Origin of the sequence: Citromicrobium bathyomarinum, assembly GCF_038594485.1 — a bacterium.
Taxonomy (GTDB): Bacteria; Pseudomonadota; Alphaproteobacteria; order Sphingomonadales; family Sphingomonadaceae; genus Alteriqipengyuania; species Alteriqipengyuania bathyomarina_A.
Genome location: NZ_JBCFZG010000008.1, coordinates 263,168 through 283,226, shown reverse-complemented (window position 1 = coordinate 283,226; position 20,059 = coordinate 263,168). Strand labels below are relative to the sequence as shown.

General features: G+C 65.7%; 23 protein-coding genes. 3 read left to right on the top strand and 20 right to left on the bottom strand.

Features of this window, described 5'->3' with window-relative positions; all coding sequences use genetic code 11:
• Window positions 1–177 precede the first annotated feature (177 nt).
• On the top strand, window positions 178–960 hold the full coding sequence (locus AAG591_RS14230; protein WP_342532087.1) for a Crp/Fnr family transcriptional regulator: 783 nt from the start codon (window positions 178–180) through the stop codon (window positions 958–960).
• A 155-nt stretch (window positions 961–1,115) separates the two neighbouring features.
• Complete coding sequence (locus AAG591_RS14225; RefSeq protein ID WP_342532085.1) at window positions 1,116–1,859, top strand: Crp/Fnr family transcriptional regulator; 744 nt, start codon at window positions 1,116–1,118, stop codon at window positions 1,857–1,859.
• A 9-nt stretch (window positions 1,860–1,868) separates the two neighbouring features.
• Here AAG591_RS14225 and AAG591_RS14220 read toward each other — a convergent pair whose 3' ends face one another.
• The 19 genes from AAG591_RS14220 to AAG591_RS14130 form a co-directional block, all read right to left on the bottom strand.
• Window positions 1,869–2,528, bottom strand: coding sequence for a response regulator transcription factor (locus AAG591_RS14220; RefSeq protein ID WP_342532084.1), 660 nt, complete (start codon window positions 2,526–2,528; stop codon window positions 1,869–1,871).
• Between the two features lie 118 nt (window positions 2,529–2,646).
• Window positions 2,647–3,033, bottom strand: coding sequence for a flagellar protein FliS (locus AAG591_RS14215; protein ID WP_342532083.1), 387 nt, complete (start codon window positions 3,031–3,033; stop codon window positions 2,647–2,649).
• Window positions 3,034–3,035: 2 nt separating this feature from the next.
• Window positions 3,036–4,463: a flagellar filament capping protein FliD gene (gene fliD / locus AAG591_RS14210; RefSeq protein ID WP_342532082.1), complete on the bottom strand. Its 1,428-nt coding sequence runs from the start codon at window positions 4,461–4,463 to the stop codon at window positions 3,036–3,038.
• Between the two features lie 50 nt (window positions 4,464–4,513).
• Entirely contained in the window at window positions 4,514–5,635 is a 1,122-nt protein-coding gene (locus AAG591_RS14205) for an EscU/YscU/HrcU family type III secretion system export apparatus switch protein (protein WP_342532081.1), read from the bottom strand.
• Window positions 5,632–6,417 carry a flagellar biosynthetic protein FliR gene (gene fliR, locus AAG591_RS14200; RefSeq protein ID WP_342532079.1) on the bottom strand — a complete coding sequence of 262 codons (786 nt, stop codon included), beginning with the start codon at window positions 6,415–6,417 and terminating at the stop codon, window positions 5,632–5,634. The genes AAG591_RS14205 and fliR overlap by 4 nt, the downstream gene beginning before the upstream one ends.
• A gap of 9 nt (window positions 6,418–6,426) precedes the next feature.
• Window positions 6,427–6,699 (bottom strand): flagellar biosynthetic protein FliQ, encoded by a 273-nt coding sequence (locus AAG591_RS14195; protein WP_342532078.1) that lies wholly within the window; start codon window positions 6,697–6,699, stop codon window positions 6,427–6,429.
• An 8-nt stretch (window positions 6,700–6,707) separates the two neighbouring features.
• Window positions 6,708–7,496 (bottom strand): flagellar type III secretion system pore protein FliP, encoded by a 789-nt coding sequence (gene fliP / locus AAG591_RS14190; protein WP_342532077.1) that lies wholly within the window; start codon window positions 7,494–7,496, stop codon window positions 6,708–6,710.
• A complete protein-coding gene (locus AAG591_RS14185) occupies window positions 7,493–7,801 on the bottom strand; it encodes a flagellar biosynthetic protein FliO (RefSeq protein ID WP_342532076.1) in 309 nt (102 codons plus the stop codon). Before AAG591_RS14185 ends, fliP begins: the two co-directional genes overlap by 4 nt.
• Window positions 7,801–8,154 (bottom strand): flagellar motor switch protein FliN, encoded by a 354-nt coding sequence (fliN, locus tag AAG591_RS14180; RefSeq protein ID WP_342532075.1) that lies wholly within the window; start codon window positions 8,152–8,154, stop codon window positions 7,801–7,803. Before fliN ends, AAG591_RS14185 begins: the two co-directional genes overlap by 1 nt.
• A 3-nt stretch (window positions 8,155–8,157) precedes the next feature.
• Complete coding sequence (locus AAG591_RS14175) at window positions 8,158–9,057, bottom strand: FliM/FliN family flagellar motor switch protein (protein WP_342532074.1); 900 nt, start codon at window positions 9,055–9,057, stop codon at window positions 8,158–8,160.
• Entirely contained in the window at window positions 9,054–9,638 is a 585-nt protein-coding gene (locus tag AAG591_RS14170) for a flagellar basal body-associated FliL family protein (RefSeq protein WP_342532073.1), read from the bottom strand. Before AAG591_RS14170 ends, AAG591_RS14175 begins: the two co-directional genes overlap by 4 nt.
• A 30-nt stretch (window positions 9,639–9,668) precedes the next feature.
• Complete coding sequence (locus AAG591_RS14165) at window positions 9,669–11,441, bottom strand: hypothetical protein (RefSeq protein WP_342532072.1); 1,773 nt, start codon at window positions 11,439–11,441, stop codon at window positions 9,669–9,671.
• Window positions 11,442–11,513: 72 nt separating this feature from the next.
• Complete coding sequence (locus tag AAG591_RS14160; RefSeq protein WP_342532070.1) at window positions 11,514–11,900, bottom strand: hypothetical protein; 387 nt, start codon at window positions 11,898–11,900, stop codon at window positions 11,514–11,516.
• Complete coding sequence (locus tag AAG591_RS14155) at window positions 11,890–13,221, bottom strand: FliI/YscN family ATPase (RefSeq protein ID WP_342532069.1); 1,332 nt, start codon at window positions 13,219–13,221, stop codon at window positions 11,890–11,892. Before AAG591_RS14155 ends, AAG591_RS14160 begins: the two co-directional genes overlap by 11 nt.
• Window positions 13,215–13,808 (bottom strand): FliH/SctL family protein, encoded by a 594-nt coding sequence (locus tag AAG591_RS14150; protein WP_342532068.1) that lies wholly within the window; start codon window positions 13,806–13,808, stop codon window positions 13,215–13,217. Before AAG591_RS14150 ends, AAG591_RS14155 begins: the two co-directional genes overlap by 7 nt.
• Window positions 13,792–14,811 (bottom strand): flagellar motor switch protein FliG, encoded by a 1,020-nt coding sequence (locus AAG591_RS14145; protein WP_342532067.1) that lies wholly within the window; start codon window positions 14,809–14,811, stop codon window positions 13,792–13,794. Before AAG591_RS14145 ends, AAG591_RS14150 begins: the two co-directional genes overlap by 17 nt.
• Entirely contained in the window at window positions 14,808–16,451 is a 1,644-nt protein-coding gene (gene fliF / locus AAG591_RS14140) for a flagellar basal-body MS-ring/collar protein FliF (protein ID WP_342532066.1), read from the bottom strand. The genes AAG591_RS14145 and fliF overlap by 4 nt, the downstream gene beginning before the upstream one ends.
• A 3-nt stretch (window positions 16,452–16,454) precedes the next feature.
• Entirely contained in the window at window positions 16,455–16,820 is a 366-nt protein-coding gene (gene fliE / locus AAG591_RS14135; RefSeq protein WP_342532065.1) for a flagellar hook-basal body complex protein FliE, read from the bottom strand.
• Window positions 16,817–18,103 (bottom strand): sigma-54 interaction domain-containing protein, encoded by a 1,287-nt coding sequence (locus tag AAG591_RS14130; RefSeq protein ID WP_342532064.1) that lies wholly within the window; start codon window positions 18,101–18,103, stop codon window positions 16,817–16,819. Before AAG591_RS14130 ends, fliE begins: the two co-directional genes overlap by 4 nt.
• A gap of 234 nt (window positions 18,104–18,337) precedes the next feature.
• Between AAG591_RS14130 and AAG591_RS14125 the strand changes: the two genes are divergently transcribed.
• Window positions 18,338–19,165, top strand: coding sequence for a flagellin N-terminal helical domain-containing protein (locus tag AAG591_RS14125; protein ID WP_342532062.1), 828 nt, complete (start codon window positions 18,338–18,340; stop codon window positions 19,163–19,165).
• Window positions 19,166–19,229: 64 nt separating this feature from the next.
• Here AAG591_RS14125 and AAG591_RS14120 read toward each other — a convergent pair whose 3' ends face one another.
• A complete protein-coding gene (locus AAG591_RS14120) occupies window positions 19,230–19,940 on the bottom strand; it encodes an energy transducer TonB (RefSeq protein WP_342532061.1) in 711 nt (236 codons plus the stop codon).
• Between the last annotated feature and the right edge of the window lie 119 nt (window positions 19,941–20,059).

Genomic DNA, 20,059 nt, shown 5'->3' with positions numbered 1-20,059 from the left:
GTGGACCCGACGCACGCGCTATTCAAGCTTTGTGAAATCCAGGCAACCATCTCGCGTTGCTGGATTACCTTGGGTTGCCAGCTACGCGTCCGGTTTGCGAGGGTCGACGATCCGATATCGAGCGGGTAGACGCGTCTGCAATGCGAGCCGCGATAGAGCAAGCGGCCGGAGGGAAGCATGACACTCGAGGAGGAATTGCGCGAGTTTCCGCTGACGGGGCGCTTCCTTTTCGGGCGCTTGCGCCAGACGCTCACCCTCGACGAGCGGAGGATTATCGAGAATCTGCCCGAAGAGGTGGCGCATTACGGATCAAGCTCACGGATCGTGGAAGCAGGGACCAGCTGCAATCGCAGCACCTTGCTGATCGAGGGATTCATCATCCGCGGCCTCGAAAAGCGTAGCGGAGAGGGCGAGAAACGTTCTGCGCTCAGCCTGCACGTGCCGGGCGACTTCGTCGATCTGCACTGCTTCGCCCTCAAGCGGCTCGACCATAATGTCGATACGGTCGGCCCGGCGAAGATCGCCTATGTTCCACACGAAAAGCTGCGCGAGGTGCTGAAGGAGAAGCCGCATCTCGCCCGGTTGCTGTGGTCGTCCACACTGCTCGATGCGGCCATGCACCGGCAATGGATCATGAAGCTGGAACAGCTGACCACGCCGCGCCGGATCGCGCACATCTTCGCCGAGATGTGGCGGCGACTGGAAATGGTCGGCCTTGCGCGGCGCGACGGGTTCGAAACGCCGCTGACGCAGGCCGATCTTGCCGACATGAGCGGATCGACCGCGGTCCATGCCAACCGGGCCTTGCGCGAGCTGCGCGAGAAGGGGCTGGCCGAGTTTCGCCGCGGACAGGTGGTGTCGAACGATCGCCAGGCGTTGGAAGCCTACGCGGATTTTGCGGCAGACTATCTGTACGGAGAGGGGCAACTGGCACTCGAACCGGAGATTTTTGCAGTCTGATGCGTGTTTTAGCCCGGTCGGTTACGGTCGATGCGGAGGCTTTTAAGCAGGTTTGGTAAGCTAATGCACCGAAGCTAACATGCATCAGTAGACGGTTCGCGCGAGTGCTGGCTATCGCGAACCAGACAACGCAACGGGTGGAAAGACGGGGGGCGATGGAGTTTCCGAACACCGGTGATTTTCTCGCTGGACGACTTCGAGACAAGCTCGGTCATGACGACCTCGAGTATATCGAATCGCTTGTCGTCGAGCGGCGCGAGGCGGAAACGGGCCAGGTCCTGCTTTCTCGCGGTGCGATCGCCGACACCAGCACTATTCTGATTTCCGGCTACATGTTCCGGACGATCGAGAGCGGCAATCAGCGCTTCATCGTGGGGCTGCACGTGCCCGGCGATTTCGTCGACCTGCATGGCTTCGCGCTCAAGCGGCTCGATCATAACGTCGTTGCCGCCGGGCCGGTCGTCTACGGGGTCGCGCCGCATGAAAAACTGCGCGAGGCGCTGGAAGAGCGGCCGCGGGTGGCGCGTGCGCTGTGGTTTGCGACGCTGCTCGACGCGGCGATCCACCGCAAGTGGATCCAGATGCTCGAACAGCTCGATGCGCCGCGCAGGATCGCGCATATCTATTGCGAACTGCACCGCCGGTTCGAGTTGATCGGGCAGGCGAATGCGCGTTCGCTTCGCACGCCCTTCACCCAGATCGACCTCGCCGACATGTGCGGCGTCAGCGCGATCCATGCCAACCGCGCGGTCGGCAAGCTGCGCGAGCTGGGGCTGGGCGAAATCCGGCGCGGCGATCTCTACACGTCGGACTGGGATGCCTTGCGCAAATACGCGCAATTCGAACCGGACTACCTCTATGGCGACGGCCCGCTGAGGTTCGATCAGGACTGGCTGTAAGCGCGCCGGTCAGCCGATAAGATCGTCATCGGCAATCGGGTACGTGGCCCCGTCGGTGCCGGCGGCTCCCGACGCATCGTCGAAGGCGCCGCCTTCGGCCGCAATCCGGATGGCCTGCGCGGTGTTCTCCACCCCCAGCCGGATGAGGATCGCCGCGCGATATTTCTCGACCGTGCGCGGGCTGATATCCAGATGCTTGGCAATCGCCTTGTTGGTGCCGAGGCTGGTCAGACTGACCAGCACCTCGCGTTCGCGCGCGGTCAGCCCGGCGAGCAGCGAGCGTGCCCTTGCGGTACGACGCTTGCGTTCGAGGCCCTGCCCCAGCAACGGCTCGATCCGCTCGATCTCGGCCACGAAGGTCTTGAGCGTGAACGGCCATTCGAGATAGCTGGACGCGCCCGCCTGCATCGCGGCGACCACCCGGCCGAGCGCGGGGGCTTCCTCGTATCCGATCACCGGCACCAGTCTGGGATCGTCGCCCAGCATTTCGCACAGGCGGGTTGCCGCCCCGGCTTCGTTATGGACCAGCGCCAGCCCTTGCGAGCGGTTGAAGGCGAGAAATTCCTCGATCGTGTCGAACGGTTCGGCGTGGCCATCGCCTGCCAGCAGGACGCGGCAGACCTCGGCCCGCCGATCGGCCTGTGAATCGATCACGAAAAAGGCGTTCATCGCGACCCCGCTTCCCTTCGATGCAGGTGCGATCTCTATCCCGGCAGGCGGAGCAAAGCCAATCGCTTGCGCCGCTTGTGCCCAAGTGGCTGTAATCGGGAAGGGCCGGGGCCGAAGCCTAGCCCGCGGCGCCGGTTGCCGCCTGGAGCGCGTCGCGGATGTCGATCACGTCGGCGCGCAGCGCCTCGATCGCGTCGACCTGCGTCACGCTGACCGAGCCGAGCAGGAGCCGGCGCGATCCCTCGTAGAAATGCAGCAGGCTGCCCGCCAGCGGGTTCTCGCGGTCGATGCCCATTTCCAGCGCGGTGAGGATCGCAATGCCCCGCGTGATCGCTGCGCTGCGCCCTGCCGGGTTGCCGCGCATGTCGGCCTGGCGGAGCATCCCCAGCGTGAGCGCAAGCTCGTCGAGGCAGTAGACCACGATATCCTGCGCGGTGCCGCCCCGGACGCGGGCGTCGAAGTTGCTCTGCTGGTAGGCGGCGCGGGGTTCTGAGGATGCGAGCACGATCAGTTCCGCTGCGCGTTCCAGGCGTCGATCTGCGATTTGAGGAAGTCGAGCGTCGACTGCGATGCGGCGATCCGCGAATCCGAGGCGGAGAAACGCGCGACCATCGATGCGCGCAGTGCCTCCTGCTTTTCGGCCAGCTTCGCGAGATCTTCTGTCAGCTGTTCGGATTGCGAAGTATAGCGGGCGACCGATCCGGCGAGCGAGCCGGGGTCGGAAGATATCGCGTTGTTGCGTGCGATCTTGTCGATCGTCGCGAAAATGCCGTTGAGCCCGGGCGTGAACATCGCCGCGACCTCTTCCGGGTGATCGGTCAGCGCCTTTTCCAGCCGCGCACTGTCGAGCTTGAAGGTGCCGTCGCGCTGAATCGCCACGCCCAGATCGGAGAGCGTGCGCGGCGTGCCGGCTGGCGCATTGGGCATGATGATCTTGCTGCCCAGCGCGGAGAATTCGTTGCGCAGCGCGCGCGCGCCGTAATCGCGGGAAAGGTCGCCGGACATCGGATCGGTTGCCGCATTGAGCTCGGCGGCGATCTCGTTCAGCGCGCCGACGATATCGGTCATCGCGGTGGTCACGGCAGCCTTGGGATTGCCGAAGCCGATGACGGTCGCAGAGCCTGCGTTGGTCCCGGTCAGTTCGAGCGCGAGACCCGGCGCGGCATTGGCGATTTTGTTGCTCGCGCTGCTGCGGGAAAGCCCGTCGAGCTTGTACTGCGCATCCTGCGATGTCGCCAGCAGGCGGGAGGCGTCGTCGCCCGGGGCCCAGGCAAGGTTGGCGAGGCCGGGATTCGCGGCATCCTCGCTCGCTTCGACGACGAACCCGCTACTGAGGCCCTCCGGCCCCTTCATCACCAGCTGCGCGCCGGCGGTCGTCTGCGAAATATACGCGGTCACGCCCGAGTTCTTGGCATTGATCGCCTTGGCGACGTCGGCCAGCGTCGCACCTGCGGCAACGTCGATCGTGACCGTGCCTTTCGAGGCATCTTCGGTGAACGCTGCATTGGAGGTCGCGCCGAATCGGATCGTCAGCTGCCCCGCGCCGACCGTATCGGTGGATGCGGCGTAGGCGGGGCCGGCCAGCGTCTGCCCCTTGGCGAGCTGCGTGACCTCCAGCGAGTATGTTCCCTTGCCCGACGTGCCGATCGGTGCCGAGACCTTGGCGATTGCCGAATTGGCAATCGTCGGCTGGGCGGAAAGGTCGCCGGTGCGGACCCGGTCGCCGAGCGCGCTGGCAAAGGAGGAGAGCAGGCCGCGCAGCGTCGAGGCGAGCGAAATCTGCCGATCGAGCACCTCGGACTTGCTTTCGAGGCGTTGCTGGCGCGATTCGAACTGCGCCTTCGCCAGATCCTCGGCCAGCGCGACCATGTCGACGCCGCTGCCCGCTCCCAGCGTGCTCGCGATTGAAGATGCTCGGGTGCTGCTCGTTTCCATTGCAGGTTAGAACGGCGCGAGGGCGCCGGAATTAATGGGTGAATTCGATTTTACAGGCGACCGTCGGCGTCGAAACGCAGCGCGACCGGAACCTCGATCGCGGGCAGCGGCGGCAGTTCGCCGCGCTTGAGCGACAGGACATAGGCGAGCACGGCGGCGATGGCGCCATACAGGTCTTCGCAGATCATCTGCCGTTCGCGGCTGGTGAAATAGACCGAACGGGCGAGCTGCGGATATTCGAGCGTCGGCAGGCCGAATTCGCGCGCCAGTTCCTTCATGGCCAGCGCCTTGTCTCCGCGCCCCTTGGCCAGCACGATCGGCGCGGAGGCCTTTTCGGGATCGTAGGTGAGCGCGACGGCGAAGTGCGTCGGGTTGGTGATGACGAACTGCGCCTCGCGCATCGCGCCCGAGACCGAACCGGCGGCGATGTCGCGCTGGCGCTGGCGGCGCGCGGACTTCGCTTCGGGCGAACCTTCGCTCTCCTTGTTCTCGTCCTTCACTTCCTGGAAGCTCATCTTGAGCTTCTTGTTGCGGCGGACCCACTGGATCGGCAGGTCGACCGCGGCGATCACCACCAGCCCACCACACAGCGCGACGAACAGGGAAATGATCGCGCCCCATGCGGTCGTCAGCTGCTGCGACAGGTTGCCGCGCCCCAGCCCCAGCAATCCCTCATAGGATGTGTACCACCAGACCGCGGCAATCGAGCCGAGCAGCCCGACCTTGAGCAGGCCCTTGCCCATCTCGATCAGGCCGTTCGGCCCGAACATCCGCTTGAGGCCCGAGGCGGGATTGATCCGGGTGTGCTTGAATTCGAGGTTCTTGACCACGAACCGCCCCTTGCCGAAGGCAAGCTGGCTGGCGAGCGTGACGAGGATGACCGGCACTGCCAGCGCGAAGATCGGGGGTAGGGCCACGGTTAGCCCCTCCATCATCAGGCGATCCGGGCGGAAATCGACGATCTCGCGTGAATCGAACTGAAAGGCCTCGCGCAGCAGGCTGGAAATATCGGCGACCAGCCACGGTCCGCCGAACGCCAGCCAGGCCGCGCCGACCAGCATCACCACCGCCGTGCCCAGATCTTTGGAGCGCAGCACGTCGCCCTTGTTGGCGGCGTCGCGCAGGCGCTTTTCTGATGGCGCATATGTCTTTTCGCCCGCCGTCTCGCTCATGGCGTCATCACGCTTTCGGTCTGGCCGAGCGCGACCTCGACCAGATCGCCGAACTGGTCATAGATCAGCGGGGCGGCGATGATCAGCGCGGCAATGCCCGCCAGCACGCCCGCAGGCAGGCCGAGCGCGAAGAGGTTGAGCGACGGTGCGGAGCGGCTGAGAATGCCGGTGACGATCTGCACCAGCAGCAGGATTACCGTGACCGGCAGCGCGATCCGCAGCGCGGTTTCGAACAGCGTTCCGCCGAAACCGGCAATCGCCTCGAACCGTTCGGGTGCGACCCATGTCTGGCCGGGCGGGAAGGCATGATAGCTTTCGGTGACCAGCGCGATCCATTGCAGATGCGCGCCGGTGGCAAGGAAGATCAGCGTCAGCACGATGATGAAATACTGGCCGAAGGCAGTCGTGGTGCCGCCGGTGCCCGGATCGCTCGTCTGCGCCATGCTCATCCCCATGCTGCCACCGATCACTTCGGCGGCGATGGTCGGCGCGGCGAAGGCGATCTGAAGTACGAAGCCGAGCATCAGCCCGACCAGCGCCTCGCCCGCGAGCGCGAGCATCCCGTCGAGCGTGAGCAGGGCGGGGGGCGTCACGATTTCGGGTAGCCAGATGGAGACGAAGATCGCCATCGCGCCGGTGAACGACACGCGGACCATGACCGGGATATTGGACGCCCCGAAGAAAGGCGCGGCCAGCAGCGCGGCGCCGATGCGCGTCATCAGGAAGACGACGCGCCACAGGTCACCCTCTAGCCCCCCGATCCCCAGGTCGAGCGCGATCATCGGCCCGTCCTAGTGCCCGATCCGGGCGATCTCGACGAAGATTTCCTGCGTGAAATCGGTCACCAGAGCCATCATCGATGCGCCGAGGATGACCAGCACGAAGGCCACCGCCGCCAGCTTGGGCACGAAGGTCAACGTCTGTTCGTTCACCGAGGTCGCCGCCTGGATCAGACCGATCACAAGGCCGAGCCCCAGCGCGGCGAGCAGGATCGGCGCGGCCACCAGCGCGGTGGTCCACAGCATCCGGTCCACCATCGAAAGCAGGAGAGACATTTCATCCATCGGTCGGGTCACATGAAGCTGGAGGCGAGGGACCCCATCAGCAGTGCCCATCCGTCGACAAGGACGAACAGCAGCAGCTTGAAGGGCAGCGAGACGAGCATCGGGCTCATCATCATCATCCCGAGGCTCATCAGCACGGACGAGACGACGAGGTCGATGACGAGGAAGGGCAGGAACAGCATGAAGCCGATCTGGAACGCGGTCTTCAGTTCGCTGGTCACGAAGGCGGGCAGCAGGATCGAGAAAGGCACGTCCTGCGGGCTCTTGAACTTGGGCGCGTCGGCGATGTTGGCGAACATCTGCAGATCGGTTTCGCGCGTCTGCTTGATCATGAACTTGTGGAATTCGCCCCCGGCGCGTTCGATCGCGACTTCGGCGTTGATCTGCCCGCCAGAATAGGGTTCGAGCGCGGCGGTGTTCACGCGGTCGAGCGTGGGCGCCATGATGAACAGCGACAGGAACAGGGAAATCCCGATCAGCACCTGATTGGGCGGCGATTGCTGCAGGCCGAGCGCCTGCCGCAGGATCGCCAGCACCACGATGATGCGCGTGAAGCTGGTCATCATCAGCAGCAGGGCAGGCAGGATCGTCAGCAGCCCCATGACGAGGAGCAGCTGGAGCGACAGGCTCAGCGGTTCGCCGCCCGCTCCGCCAAGCTCACCGAACGCCCGGTCGAGCGCGCCGGCAGCGGCGCTGTCGGTCGGCACGGCGGTGGCTGCGGTGGCAGCGGCGGAAGCAGCGGTGGTGTAGGCGAGCGCGCCGAATGCGGCGGCCCATCTGGCGAGGCGTGCGATCACGCGGCAAACTCCGTCAGGTCCGATCCCGTTTGCTCCGACGCGGGCCGCGCCCGCGCGGGTGCCTCGGCCAGGCGGGTCAGCCCGCCCTTGGAGGTCGAAACGAGGATTTCACGCCCGTGAAACTCGATCACGGCGAGCCGCAGCGTGGGCGAAAGCATGGTGGTTTCGACGATGCGGACGGCCTTTTCGCCGCCGGCCGGTCCGCCGAACTGGCCCTGCATGCGCTTGGCCAGCTTCAGGCTGCCCCAGATCATCCCCCCGATCAGCGGCAGAAGGATCAGCAGCTTGAGGATGTAGATCAGCATCAGAGCTGCTCCACCGTCGGCGGCGGTGCGCGGCGTTCTTCCATCGGCTGCTGGCCCGGCTGCGCGGCTACCTGCGGCGCGGATGCCGGTGCGGCGGTGGGCGTGCCTGCGCCGACCAGCTCGAGAATGCGGATCGCGAAGCGATTGCCTTGCGCAACCACTTCGCCGCGGGCGATCAGGCGGCCGTTGACCATGATGTCGAGCGGCTCGTCGGTCAGCCGGTCGAGTTCGACCAGGCTGTTCTCCCCCAGCGTCAGAATCTCGCGCAGGGGCAGGTTCTTGCGGCCGAGTTCGACCGTCAGGCGAACGTCGATTTCCTGGATCAGGCCGTAGCCATCGAATGGCATGGTCATGGCTTACTTGTCCTTCGCAAACGCGGTGTGATGGATTTCAAGCGCGACGCGGTCGTCGAGCGCGCCCACGGCTCCGTGGGCGATGGCGATGTCGGCAATGCTCAGCGGCACGGTACGGTGAATCGGGACCGGCAGGACGGTGCCCACCTGCAACGCGACGATGCGCGACAGCGGGATCGCCATGTCGACCAGCGTCGCGGTTGTCGCGAACTCGACATGGCCGAGCGCGGAGACGAGGATCGATTCATCGCCGATGCAGCGGCGGGCGGGCTGCCCTGCCGGAGTATCGGTGACGAACTGGACGAAGCTCGTCTCGCACGTGGTGAAGGTCAGCGTCAGTTTGGGCAGGCCGGGCCGGTTCACGGCGATGGTCGCCATATGGGCTCTGGCCCGCGCACTTGCCGGGATGATTTCGGTCAGCTTGCTACCGCGTTCGGCGGCGGCAAGGTCGCTGCGCCCCGTTGCCTCTACGCAGGCCGCGAGCAGTTCGGCTTCGATCTGGCGGGCGAAACGGTTGGCAGAAGCGGGCAGCACGGCGGCATCGGGCGCCCCCTCGCCGTCGCCGCCGAGCATCCGGTCGAATTCGCCGATCATCGCGCTGACCTTGGCGCTCACCATCACGCCGATGCCCTTGCCGGGCAGCGCGAAGCGCGCGTGGTGCATGTTTGCGCCCAGCGTATCGGCCAGCGCGTCGATGTCGCATGCCTCGCACCCGACCAGTTCCGTCTCGAGCTTGCGCACATCGAGCAGCGCCGCCAGTCTGGATCGCAGAGCGCGCGCCAGGCGCGTGCCGAAGCGCGTGAAATCGCCCGCGACGTCGAGCGTCTCGAGCGAGTTCGAGAGCAGCTCTTCGCAGTGCTGCGCGGCGCGGGTTGCGCCGGTCGGGGCGGGGCCTTCGATCATTGGATGATGAGCGAGCGGAAGTAGACGTTGTCGACCCCGCCGAAGCCTTCGTGCGCGATCAGTTCGTCGTTGATGGCCTTGGTCAGCCGCTTTTGCAGCTGCACCTTGCCTTCGGCGGTTTCGAGATCGCCCGCGTCGGTGGATGCCAGTTCGACAAGGATGCGCGAGCGGATCGACAGTTCGTGATCGTGCAGCCACATCAGCACGCGCCCGTCCTTCATGGTCGACGCGGCCAGGCTGACCTGGATCAGGTTCATCCCGCCCGCGAGGTTGGAAGTGAACTCGTCCTGGAATTCGTAATAGGCGGTGCGATACTTGCTGCCGCCCGTGCCGTGGACGACCTTGGCACCTTCTTCCTTCTCGCCGACGACTTCGTAGGGATCCTCTTCGCCCTTGAGGACGAATTTGGGCCCGGTATCCTTGGGCTCTGCATGCTCGCCGCCGATCATCCCGGTGGCAAAAGCCGCGTAGGTTCCGCCGCCGCCTGCGCCAAGCAGCACGACGCTGAGGATCAGCAGTTTCAGGAATCCGCCCTTTTTCTTCTTGGGCGTTTCGTCGGTGGTTTCAGCGTCGTTGCTCATGGTTAATTCCGTCTAGGTCTCGATGGTTAATCAGGCGTAAATTCCGCCATCGGATTTGGGATCGGGCCTGCCCTGCGCGCTGGCTTCGTTGCCCTGGCGACCGGTGCCGCGCCCGCTGCCATCGGTGTCGCCGCGACGATCGGACTGTGCATCGCCCGCCATGCCGGACTGGCGCGCATCGGTGCCGCCCCCGTGGGCGGAGCTGGCAAGCTGGCTGTGCAGGGTCTGCGAGGGGGCCTGCGCCTGCGCGTCGACGGTGCGCAGGTGCGGACGGTCGGCGGCAATTGCGGCGGCCAGCGACCGCTGGGTATCGCTGTCCTGCGCGGCCACCTCGACATCCAGCGTGTTGCCGGTCGCTTCGAAGGTCAGCGAAAGGTTGCCCAGTTCCTTGTGCGCGACTGCGATGGTGGCCGATGCGCTGCCCGCGCTGCTGCGTGCCGCAGCGATCCGGTCGACCAGTCCGGCGAGGTCGGGGAAGTGGGGCAGGGGGCCCGTCTGCGGTGCGCTGCCCAAGGTGGGTGTCGCGAAAGGCGTATGGCCCACCGGTGCCGCAATGCCCTGGACGGGCGAGGTGCCGCTGGCGGACTGCGTCGCAGGCTGGCTGGCATCGATGGCGATCATGGGCCTGTCTGCCGCGACCGGCTTGTCGGCTGCGCGCAGCTGGAGGCTGAGCCCGGTCTGCGGAAGCTCCGCGGCGACCTTCGCGGGGGGAGCAGCTGGCGCATCGCTAGTCGGCTGGCTTGCCTGGCGGATGGACTGGTCGGGCGCGGGCTGAACGGTCTGTGCCTTGCCGTCTCCACGCGGCGCGCCGTCTCTGCCGAGGAACTGCTGCGCGGTCTGCGAGGCCGCGCCGTCGACCTTCGCAAACGCGGTCGGCGTGTTTGCCGATGTCGCAGGGGAAGCGGTGCGTCCCGCGGCCGGATCGGGGGCTGTATTGCCCTGCTGGACGACAGCGATATTGGCTGCCGCGATCACCGTCGGCACGTCCACCGGAGCCGCCGTAGGCGTATCGAGGGTTTCGACGGCAAGGTCGATCGGGGCGGGCTGGGCGACAGGCACCGCACCCTCAATTCCGCGTGTGGCTTTCGCCTCCTGCGTGCGCTCGATCCTGGGATCGTCTGAGCGTGCCTCTTTCGGCGTTGCCCCTGCGCGCTCCTTCACCCCCACTGCGACCTCGGGGGCCACATCTTCGCCCTCTATCGCAACCGGCTTGGCCTTGACGATCGGGGGAACTGACGTCTCGCGAGATGTCTTGGCCGGAGCCGCCGGAGCTGCCGGGGGGGCGGGGGTGGCGGGCGCGGCATCGCTCTTCGCTCGCGGTTTCGGCTCGGACCCGGTCTCGCGCTGATTGGCAAGCGGGGTCGCCTTGCCCGATTGATGAATCGGTGCAGGGATGGAGGGCGCGGGCGGTGCGGCGGCAATTTCGGTCCGCACGGGCGGCAAGTCTTTGCCGGTTTCCGCCTCGATCTCGCCGGGGGGAAGCGGCTCGCCATCTGGCAGCGTCGTGTTCGAAGGCGCTGCAGGAACCGGCGGGACCAGCTTTGAAGTCGGTCGCAGTCCGGCGTCGATGCCTGCTTCAACGCCGTCCCCCTCCGCAGCAACCTCCGCCTCGGCAGCCTTCGGTTTGCCCGGGCTATCGCCCTCTACCGCTGGCTTGCCCGCGGCCTTGCTCGCCTTGCCGAGCAATTCGGCAAAGGCGCCGGGCAGCGTGCGACCGGCTTCGAGCGGGGGCAGGCCCTCCAGGGGAAGGCCCGCGATATCGATGGATTTGGAGGGCGTGAGATTGAAACTTAGCGCTGTCATGCGGACCCCGTCGATTGATTGGTGCTCTCTATTCAAGATGCGTGCCAATCGTCGGGTGTGGGGCGCAATTCCTCAGCGTTTGGCGAGTTTCTCGCGCAGGTTGGAGACCGCGACCTGATAGTTTTCCTCGGCCTTGCGGCGACGCCGTTCGGTCTGGGCAAGCGCCGCCATCGTTGCGTCGGACTGATCGCGTGCGTCCTTCGCATGTCGCTCCGCCACATGGCTGAGGTCGCGCAGCTGGCTGCTCATCGTGCCCGCGCGCCGCAGGCTTTGCGCGTCGGTTGCGTTGGTGGCGCTGGCGTAGTGGGCGGCGAGCGCGCGGGTCTTGGCCGAAACCGCGTCGAGCCGGGCGCGCTGCGCTTCCGCCTCGGCTGCGGCGAGCGCGGACTGGCGCTGCTCGACGGTACGCACCCGCTCGATCAGGCGGGTCCGCCTGATGCGGCGATGCTCAGGCGTCATCGGCCATCAATTCCTGCAATTGCCCGACAGCCTCGAACAGGGTGACGTGGTCGCCCAGTTCCTGGCCGAGAAAGCGCGACATTGGTTCGTGCATCGCAATCGCCTTGTCGAGCGTGGCATCCTGCCCGGGGCGATAGGCCCCCATCAGCACCAGATCGCGGTTTTCCTCATACACCGCGTTGAGCGCGCGGAACTTGCGCGCCGCGACGACGTGCGCGGGGTGAACGATATCGTTCATCACACGGCTGAGCGACGCGCCCACGTCGACCGCCGGATAGCGCCCGCGCTGCGCGATGTCGCGCGACAGCACGATATGCCCGTCCAGGATGGAGCGCGCGGTGTCGACTACCGGATCGTTCTGGTCGTCGCCATCGGCGAGCACGGTGTAGATGCCTGTAATTGCGCCGCCGCTCTCGCCCGAATTCCCCGCGCGTTCGATCAGTTTGGTAATCGTCGAAAGCGCGGAGGGCGGGTATCCGCGCGCCGCGCCGGGTTCGCCCAGCAGCATCCCGATCTCGCGCGCGGCGTGCGCCACGCGGGTCAGGCTGTCGAGGATCAGGAGCACCTTCTTGCCCTGCGCGCGCAGCTCCTCGGCAATCGAGGTCGCCAGCATTGCGCCGCGCAGGCGCAGGTTCGCCGCATGATCCGCCGGAACCGCGACAATCGCGGTGCGGGGACCTGCCGGGCCGTTCATGTGGCGGGCCACGAAGTCGGAGACCTCGCGCGCACGCTCGCCGATCAGGCCGACGACGATCGCATCGGCTTCCGCGCCGCCCACGATCATGTCCATCAGCACGGATTTGCCCACGCCCGATCCCGCCATGATGCCGACGCGCTGGCCGATCCCGATGGTGGTGAGCGCGTTGAGCGATCGAATGCCGGTGTCGAAGGGCAGCGAAACGCTCGTCCGGTCGAGCGCGCCGGTCCGCCAACCGCCCGCAGGCCATTCGCGCGTTGCATGCACGGGCGCGCCGCCGTCGATGGGCTCGCCAGAGGCATCGACCGCGCGGCCCAGAAATTCCTGCCCCACGCGGACCATTCCCGGGCGGCCTTCGGGGCGCACGATGGCGCCGGGGCGCAGCAGCACCGTATCGCCCAGCATCATCATGATCGTGTGGCCGTTGCGAAAGCCGATTGCCTCCGCGAGGTGCTGCTGCCCGCCGCCATGGACGATCGAGCACACGCTGCCGATGGGCACGCCAAGGCCGCTGACTTCGATCAGCCCGCCATCGCAGGCGACCACGCGGCCGAAGCGGCGCGCCGCAAGGTCGACCGACCCGCCCGAGATGCCCGCAAGCGTTTCGTCGATCAGGTTCAGCATTGGGCCAGGGCTTCGGCGATGGCCTGCCGCCATTGGGCCGGGCCGTCTTCCACGCCGCCGTCGTCGGTATCGATCCGCAGGCTGCCGCGTTCGATGGCCGGATCGGGCACCAGCGTCAGCGCGGGGTCGACCAGCGGGAGGACCAGTGCATGGTCGCTCGGGTGCAGGCGGATGATCCGCTCGTCGGTCTTGCGTTGCAGCAAGGCGGCCGCCGCCTCGACCCTGCGGCCGAGCCCTTCTATATCGAGCGCCAGAGGCAGCACGGCATCCTCGCACAGAGCCACCACGGTTTCCCGCAGGCGTTCGCGCAGCTGCTGCGCGCTGTCTTCGTCGAACCGGGCGAAGGCGAGAGTGATGGCGGCACGCGCCGCATCCTCTTCGGCGCGTTGCGCGGCGACTTCTGCCAGCGCTGCGCTGCGGCCTTCTTCGCGGCCCCGGGCATGGGCTTCCGCCACCGGGTCGATGCGCCCCGTCGCTGCACCGGGCGCACCCTGTTGGGGGGCGGTTCCTGCGCGGAACGCGGCGTGGGGCGTAAACCCGCGCCGTTCGCGCAGTTCCGACAGCGGCAGCCTACACGTAGTCGTCATCGGCATCGCCCATAATCAGGTCGCCCTCGGCAATCAGGCGCTTGGCGACCGCAATCACCTCGCGCTGCGCCGATTCGACGTCGGCACGTTTGATCCGGCCCATGCTTTCGATCTCGTCGCGCAGGCCATCGGCGGCGCGGGTCGACATTGCCCCGTAGAAAATCTCGCGATCGTCTTCGTTCAGGCCGCGCAGCGAGTTGATGAGGATTTCGTTGTCGACCTCGCGCAGCAGGGTGCCGATCTGCTTGGTATCGAGCACGAAAAGGTGCTCGAACTTGAACATCTCGTGCTCCAGCTGCTGGTGCAGGACTTTGTCGATCTTGCCGATTTCCGGCATCACTTCCTTTTCCACGCTGCGATGCGCGCGGTTGATGATCTCGGCCGCTTCCTTGACCCCGCCCATCGTCAGCGGGACCGAGCCATGGCGTTGCTGGATCATGCCCTCGACCGTTTCTTCGAGGATTTCGATCGCCTGGCGTGACACCGGGCCAAGCCGTGCCACGCGGTGCAGCACTGGCGTGTGCAGCTCACGCGGCAGCGCGGCGAGCGTCGCGGCGGCGGTATCGGTATCGAGCTGCAGCAGCAGCACCGCGATTGCCTGTGGATGTTCCTCGGCCAGCATTTCGGCGATCACCCCCGGATCGAGCCAGCGCAGTACCGCCAGCGTGGGAGAGGGCTCTGCCTTCTGCTCGGGCGCGACCTGCCGGATCAGGCTGTCCGCCTTCATGTCGCCGACCGCGCTGGTGAGCATGCGCTTGACGCTGTCCACCCGCCCGTGGGCGGAAATCGCGCCCGTGCCGATCGAGCGGGAGAATCCGGTGATCGCATCGGAAATCGATTTGGGATCGATTTCGCCCAGCGTGCACATGCGCGAGGCGAGCTGGCGCAGTTCTCCCGGTTCCATCTGCGACAGGATGCCGGTTGCGTCCTGTTCGCTCATCAGCATGATCATGATCGCGGCGCGATCGATCCCGCCAGGTGTGTGCGGTGCCATGTCGCTCATCGTGCGGCCTCGCTCGGGACGGGTTCGGCGAGCATCCGGCGCAGCGCCTGCACGGCGTCGTCGGGCTGTTCGCGTGCGATCCGCTGCGCGAGCTGGATCTGCGCGTCGAGGTCTTCACGGTCGAACGACGCGGTCGCCGGAAGCAGCGCCTGCGTGCCGTCCACGCCGGGCAGTTCGTTCTTGTCCGCCTTGCCGCCCTTGCCCTTCAGCATCTTGAGCGCGGGCCGCACGCCCAGCAGCAGGACCAGCAGCACCGCAAGCAGCGCGACCGCATTGCGCACGATCATCGCAAACCAGCTCGTTTCGTAAAACGGCGGTTCTTCCATGGTCACTTCACTGAACGGGCGCATCACCACGGTGACCTTGTCGCCGCGTTCTGCGCGTGCGCCGACGGCGGCGGACACCAGTTCCTCGATCTTCTTGATGTCGGCGGCGTTGGCGCCTTTCATCGCGTTCTTGTCGATCGCGACGGCGACCGACACGGTCTTGATCGCGCCCGGCGTGAGGTTGGAGACCGAGACTTCGCGGCCCAGTTCGTAGGTCCGCGTCGCAGAGCTGTCGTCGATAGTCGGCTTGGCATCGGCGGGCGGTGTATCCTGCGGCGCGCGGTTGGCCGCTTGCGCATCGGCAGGCGGAGTATTCGCCGTCGCACCGGGAATGCCGCTGGCGGGTGCCTGCGAGCTCGAGGATTGCTGCGTCGTCTCGCGACGAACCACCCCATCCTTGTCGTAGCTTTCACGCGCCGAGGTAACCTCGTTCATGTCGAGTTCGACCTGGACCTGGCTCGAAAAGGCATTGGCGCCGATCATCGGGCTCAGCAGCTGGTCAACCTGCGCGGTCAGCTTGGCTTCCATCTGCGATTGCAGGTCGAGCCGTTCGCTGCCTGCGCCTTCGCGCTTGCTGGTCAGCAGGTTGCCGTGCTGGTCGACCACGCGCACCGCGTCGACCGTCAGGCCCGGGACCGATCCGGAAACGAGATTGACGATCGCGGCGACCTGGTTGTCGGCCAGCTGCCGACCGGGTGCCATGCGCACCATGATCGATGCCGAGGGGGCGACGTCGTCGCGCACGAAGACCGAGCGTTCGGCCTGCGCAATGTGGACGCGCACGGCTTCAACGCCGTCGATTTCCTTGATCGTCAGCATCAGCTCGCGCTCTTGCGCGGCGCGCAGGCGATCGCCCTCCAGCGTGCGGCTGGCGCCCAGCGGCAGGCTGTCGAGCATTTCGGAGCCGGTTTCGGGCGCGGCGATCGCACCATCGGCGGCTACCATCATGCGCGCGCGATAGAGATCGCTCTCGCTCACGCTCAGCGCGCCGGTGTTGTTGTTGATCTGGTAGTCGATCCCCGCCTGGTCGAGCGTCGCGACCACCGCGGCGCGGCTGGTGTCGTCGAGCGAGGAATACAGCACGCGCTGCGGCCCGGGGGCGAGCGTGCTCCACAAAAGCGCGGCCACGCCGACCCCGGCGAGACCGACGAACCATGGCAGAGCCTTGCGCACCAGCGGCTGCGCGGCAAAGGCGCGGGCGCGCTGGCCCATATTGCCTTCACCGCTCATCAGCGGTTCGAGGACGCTGTTCTGCCCGGGAGGGGGCGAGGAACCGGCGCCGTTCGGCGCACCGGCAGGGACGAGACCGGCCATCTATCAGACCCCCATCCGCATGATTTCCTGGTAGGCGCTCAATAGCTTGTTGCGCACCTGCAGGGTTGCTTCGAAGGCCACGCCCGCTTCCTGACGGGCGAGCATGACCTTTGCGATATCCGTAACCTCACCACGTTCGTAGGCGGCGGTGATGTCGCCAGAGCGTTGCTGCGCGGCGTTGACGCCGTCGAGCGCGCTGCGGAGCGAATCGGCAAAACCGCCGCTTTCCTGCGCGGGCTGCGTCGCGTTCGTGGCCGCGGCCTTGTCCTGGTGCAGTTCCTGCAGCACCGAAGACCGGTCGATGATCTGCTTGCGCAGCGCCATCACCTGTTCGATTGCGCCTCCTCCGGCGCCGGATACCGGGTTCATCGTGCACCTCCGACCGCGATGCCGGCCTCACGGAACGAGGCGAGGCGATAGCGCAGCGTGCGCTCGCTGATGCCCAGCTGCCGGGCGGCTTCGGCACGGCGACCATTGCACGCATCCAGCGTTTCCATGATCGCGTTGGCTTCCGATTCCCGCACGATCTTGGACAGCCTGCGCGCACCGCTGGGCTTCACTTCGTAGACGCTTGGATTGATCGGAGGATTTGCCTGCGGCAACGGAGCCTCGCTCGACGCGACCGAGCGCACCGGCGTGTCGAACACGATATGTTCGGTCCAGATCGCCGGCTTGCCCGAGGCAAGCAGCAGCGCGCGGCGGATGACGTTTTCCAGCTCGCGGACATTGCCCGGCCACTTGTGGGCCCGCAGCACAGCCAGCGCGCTGTCGGACAGCCACGGGATCGTCTGGCCCTTGGTGTGATGACGCAGGATCATGGCGAAGGCGAGCGGGGCGATATCGCCCGGACGTTCGGCCAGCGGGTTGAGCGTCATCGGAAACACGTTGAGGCGATAGAACAGGTCTTCGCGAAAACGGCCCGCGGCGACTTCCGCCGGAAGATCGCGGTTGGCGCACGCGATGACGCGGACGTCGACCTTGACCGGGGTGGTCGCACCGATCGGGACGACTTCGCCTTCCTGCAGCGCGCGCAGCAGCTTTGCCTGCAGCGGCAGCGGCATCTCGGCGATTTCGTCGAGCAGCAGCGTGCCCCCGTCGGCGGCGCGGAAGAAGCCTTCGCCCGACGCGTTGGCGCTGGTGAAGGCACCTTTCTCATGGCCGAACAGCAGCGCTTCCAGCATCGTTTCGGGAATGGCGGCGCAGTTGACCGCGACGAACGGCTTCTCGGCACGGGCGCTGCGCTGATGGATGAACTGCGACAGCACTTCCTTGCCGGTGCCGGTCGGCCCGTGGATCAGCACGGGAATATCGGTCTGTGCCAGCCGGTCGGCGAGCGAGATGACCGCCAGCGAGACCGGATCGGCCGCAACCGGGCCGCCATTGGCGCACAAAAGTGCCACCAGGGCGGCGACCGTCGCCTCGCTCGTTGAATCATTATACCGGATCGTGCCGCCCTTGCCGGCAAGTTCCAGCCCGTTGGCCTCGGCGCGTTCGAGAACGATCGTGCGGCCATGATGGCTGCTTTTCGGATCGCCTGCATCGACCAGCTGTACCGGTCGGTCGAAGAACAGCGAGGTGGCAATCCCCGTCAGCCTCGATGCGATTGCCCCGTGTTCGCGCTGGCAGCGCGCCGTTTCGTTAACCCCGATCATGACGACCCCGTTCCACCCTATAGCGTCACTTGTTGAGGCAGCTTTTTGCCGGTGGGACGTGCAATATGTGGTTACTTTTAGTCGTAGTAGAATTCCCACGGGTAAAAATACCCATGCGGCAAAACTTTTTGATCGAGCCCCTTAACTTTCCCGTTTCCCCGCCGGTCTGTGTCCCAGCTGCTGCGAACCGATCCAAGCCACGGCAGTGAGTTTTGTGTCAGGGAGACTACCAAGATGAGCGTTATCAACACCAATATCAGCGCCATGAAGGCGGCGAATGCCACCTCGCAGGCGACCAAGGCCATGGGCACCGCAATGGAACGCCTTTCGACCGGCAAGCGCATCAACTCGGCCAAGGACGACGCGGCCGGCCTCGCGATTGCATCCTCGATGACGTCGCAGGTCCGCGGCATGGCCCAGGGCATCCGCAATGCGAACGACGGCATTTCGATGGCGCAGACCGCCGAAGGCGCGCTGAACGAAGTGACCAACATGCTGCAGCGTCAGCGCGAGCTGGTCGTGCAGGCTTCGAACAACACCTATTCGGCCGACGATCTTGCCAACCTGAAGTCCGAAATGGACGCGCTGAACACGCAGATCGGCAACATCACGTCGAACACGCAGTTCAACGGGCAGAACCTGTTCGACGCGACTGCCGGTACGGCCGGTACCGTGACGATCCAGGCTGGCGCGAACGAAACCGACACGGTCGATATCGACCTGTCGACCGACCTCACCACCGATGCCGATCTGGTTGCCGCAGCTGCGGTGGACGTGACCGCGCTGGCGGCGGGCGACATCGCCAAGTTCGACGACGCGATCAAGGTGGTTTCCACCGTGCGTGCTGGCCTCGGTGCTTCGCAGAACCAGCTCGAATCGGCTGTTACCAACCTCAACAACAACATCACCAACCTCTCCGATGCGCGTTCGCGGATCGAAGACACCGACTATTCGACCGAAACGACTGCGCTGGCGAAGGCGCAGATCCTCAGCCAGGCTTCGGGCGCCATGCTGGCCCAGGCCAACCAGAGCCAGCAGAACGTTCTTTCGCTGCTGCGCTAAGTACCGGTTCAACAACACTAACGAGGGCGCATGGCCCGTCGCTTTCGAGCGGCGGGCCATTTGCTTATGGCGAAGGGGACCCACGTTCCGGAGGTCGCTCTGCAGGCAAAACCTCGAGCGGCCAGATGATGACGCTGGAATAGCTGCGCATGACAGGCTCTTCGTCGAAGCCGTAGAACCCGGTGCTAAACTGGCTCTCCTTTGCGATCCGCATGATCGCCGCACATGCGGAGGCTTCATACCGGCTTTCAAACGCGATCGAACATCCGGTCGCCTTTCCTTCGGGGTCGATCGTCAGATAATAGAAGATCGCTGCCCCTTGCGATCCATAAGGAATGGAGCGGGGCATCAAACCGGGCATGTCTTCCCAGGTGATGACCTGACCCGAGACGAGTTCCACGGGCGCGGCCCAATTGACCACATCCTCGAACACGCGGTAATCCGGTTGCCTTCCCCCAGACGGCAGGTGTGTGAAACGGGCATTGCGTGTTGCCAGCGCACAGGTACGTTCATTGAGGGCAGGATGAATGCTCGGGCGGGTAACTTCGCAACTTTCAACCAGGCCATCGCGATCCACGATTAGGCGGAAACCGACCTGCCCTTGTCGGTCGACGCGCGCGGTGATGTCTGGACGATAAAACCATTCGTACGGTTGGACCGTGGGCTCGGCCCTGGGCAATTCTTCGGCCTGCACTTGCTCGAGCTGTGCTTTTAGCGGTGCACTCTGAAGGGGCGCCAAGCTAGCTATCAGGATCGCGGGTATATTGCGCCACATTATCGCTCGCCCCCGCATCAAGACCGGGTGTCACACCTAATCGATGCAACTGAGAAGGCAAAGCGCCGCGCTTCATCCTTCGAGGCGTGGTCGCCCGGAAAATTAACCAAGCCTGGTAA

Bases quoted from the DNA above. Each gene is read 5' to 3' on its own strand.
- AAG591_RS14230 (WP_342532087.1), top strand. From the start codon at position 178: ATGACACTCGAGGAGGAATTGCGCGAGTTTCCGCTGACGGGGCGCTTC.
- AAG591_RS14165 (WP_342532072.1), bottom strand. From the start codon at position 11,441: ATGACAGCGCTAAGTTTCAATCTCACGCCCTCCAAATCCATCGATATC.
- AAG591_RS14195 (WP_342532078.1), bottom strand. From the start codon at position 6,699: ATGGATGAAATGTCTCTCCTGCTTTCGATGGTGGACCGGATGCTGTGG.
- AAG591_RS14225 (WP_342532085.1), top strand. From the start codon at position 1,116: ATGGAGTTTCCGAACACCGGTGATTTTCTCGCTGGACGACTTCGAGAC.
- AAG591_RS14175 (WP_342532074.1), bottom strand. From the start codon at position 9,057: ATGATCGAAGGCCCCGCCCCGACCGGCGCAACCCGCGCCGCGCAGCAC.
- AAG591_RS14155 (WP_342532069.1), bottom strand. From the start codon at position 13,221: ATGCTGAACCTGATCGACGAAACGCTTGCGGGCATCTCGGGCGGGTCG.
- fliD (WP_342532082.1), bottom strand. From the start codon at position 4,463: ATGGAAACGAGCAGCACCCGAGCATCTTCAATCGCGAGCACGCTGGGA.
- AAG591_RS14220 (WP_342532084.1), bottom strand. From the start codon at position 2,528: ATGAACGCCTTTTTCGTGATCGATTCACAGGCCGATCGGCGGGCCGAG.
- AAG591_RS14170 (WP_342532073.1), bottom strand. From the start codon at position 9,638: ATGAGCAACGACGCTGAAACCACCGACGAAACGCCCAAGAAGAAAAAG.
- AAG591_RS14130 (WP_342532064.1), bottom strand. From the start codon at position 18,103: ATGATCGGGGTTAACGAAACGGCGCGCTGCCAGCGCGAACACGGGGCA.
- AAG591_RS14185 (WP_342532076.1), bottom strand. From the start codon at position 7,801: ATGCTGATCTACATCCTCAAGCTGCTGATCCTTCTGCCGCTGATCGGG.
- AAG591_RS14120 (WP_342532061.1), bottom strand. From the start codon at position 19,940: ATGTGGCGCAATATACCCGCGATCCTGATAGCTAGCTTGGCGCCCCTT.
- AAG591_RS14125 (WP_342532062.1), top strand. From the start codon at position 18,338: ATGAGCGTTATCAACACCAATATCAGCGCCATGAAGGCGGCGAATGCC.
- AAG591_RS14145 (WP_342532067.1), bottom strand. From the start codon at position 14,811: ATGAGCGACATGGCACCGCACACACCTGGCGGGATCGATCGCGCCGCG.
- AAG591_RS14150 (WP_342532068.1), bottom strand. From the start codon at position 13,808: ATGACGACTACGTGTAGGCTGCCGCTGTCGGAACTGCGCGAACGGCGC.
- fliN (WP_342532075.1), bottom strand. From the start codon at position 8,154: ATGACCATGCCATTCGATGGCTACGGCCTGATCCAGGAAATCGACGTT.
- fliR (WP_342532079.1), bottom strand. From the start codon at position 6,417: ATGATCGCGCTCGACCTGGGGATCGGGGGGCTAGAGGGTGACCTGTGG.
- AAG591_RS14160 (WP_342532070.1), bottom strand. From the start codon at position 11,900: ATGACGCCTGAGCATCGCCGCATCAGGCGGACCCGCCTGATCGAGCGG.
- fliE (WP_342532065.1), bottom strand. From the start codon at position 16,820: ATGAACCCGGTATCCGGCGCCGGAGGAGGCGCAATCGAACAGGTGATG.
- fliF (WP_342532066.1), bottom strand. From the start codon at position 16,451: ATGGCCGGTCTCGTCCCTGCCGGTGCGCCGAACGGCGCCGGTTCCTCG.
- AAG591_RS14205 (WP_342532081.1), bottom strand. From the start codon at position 5,635: ATGAGCGAGACGGCGGGCGAAAAGACATATGCGCCATCAGAAAAGCGC.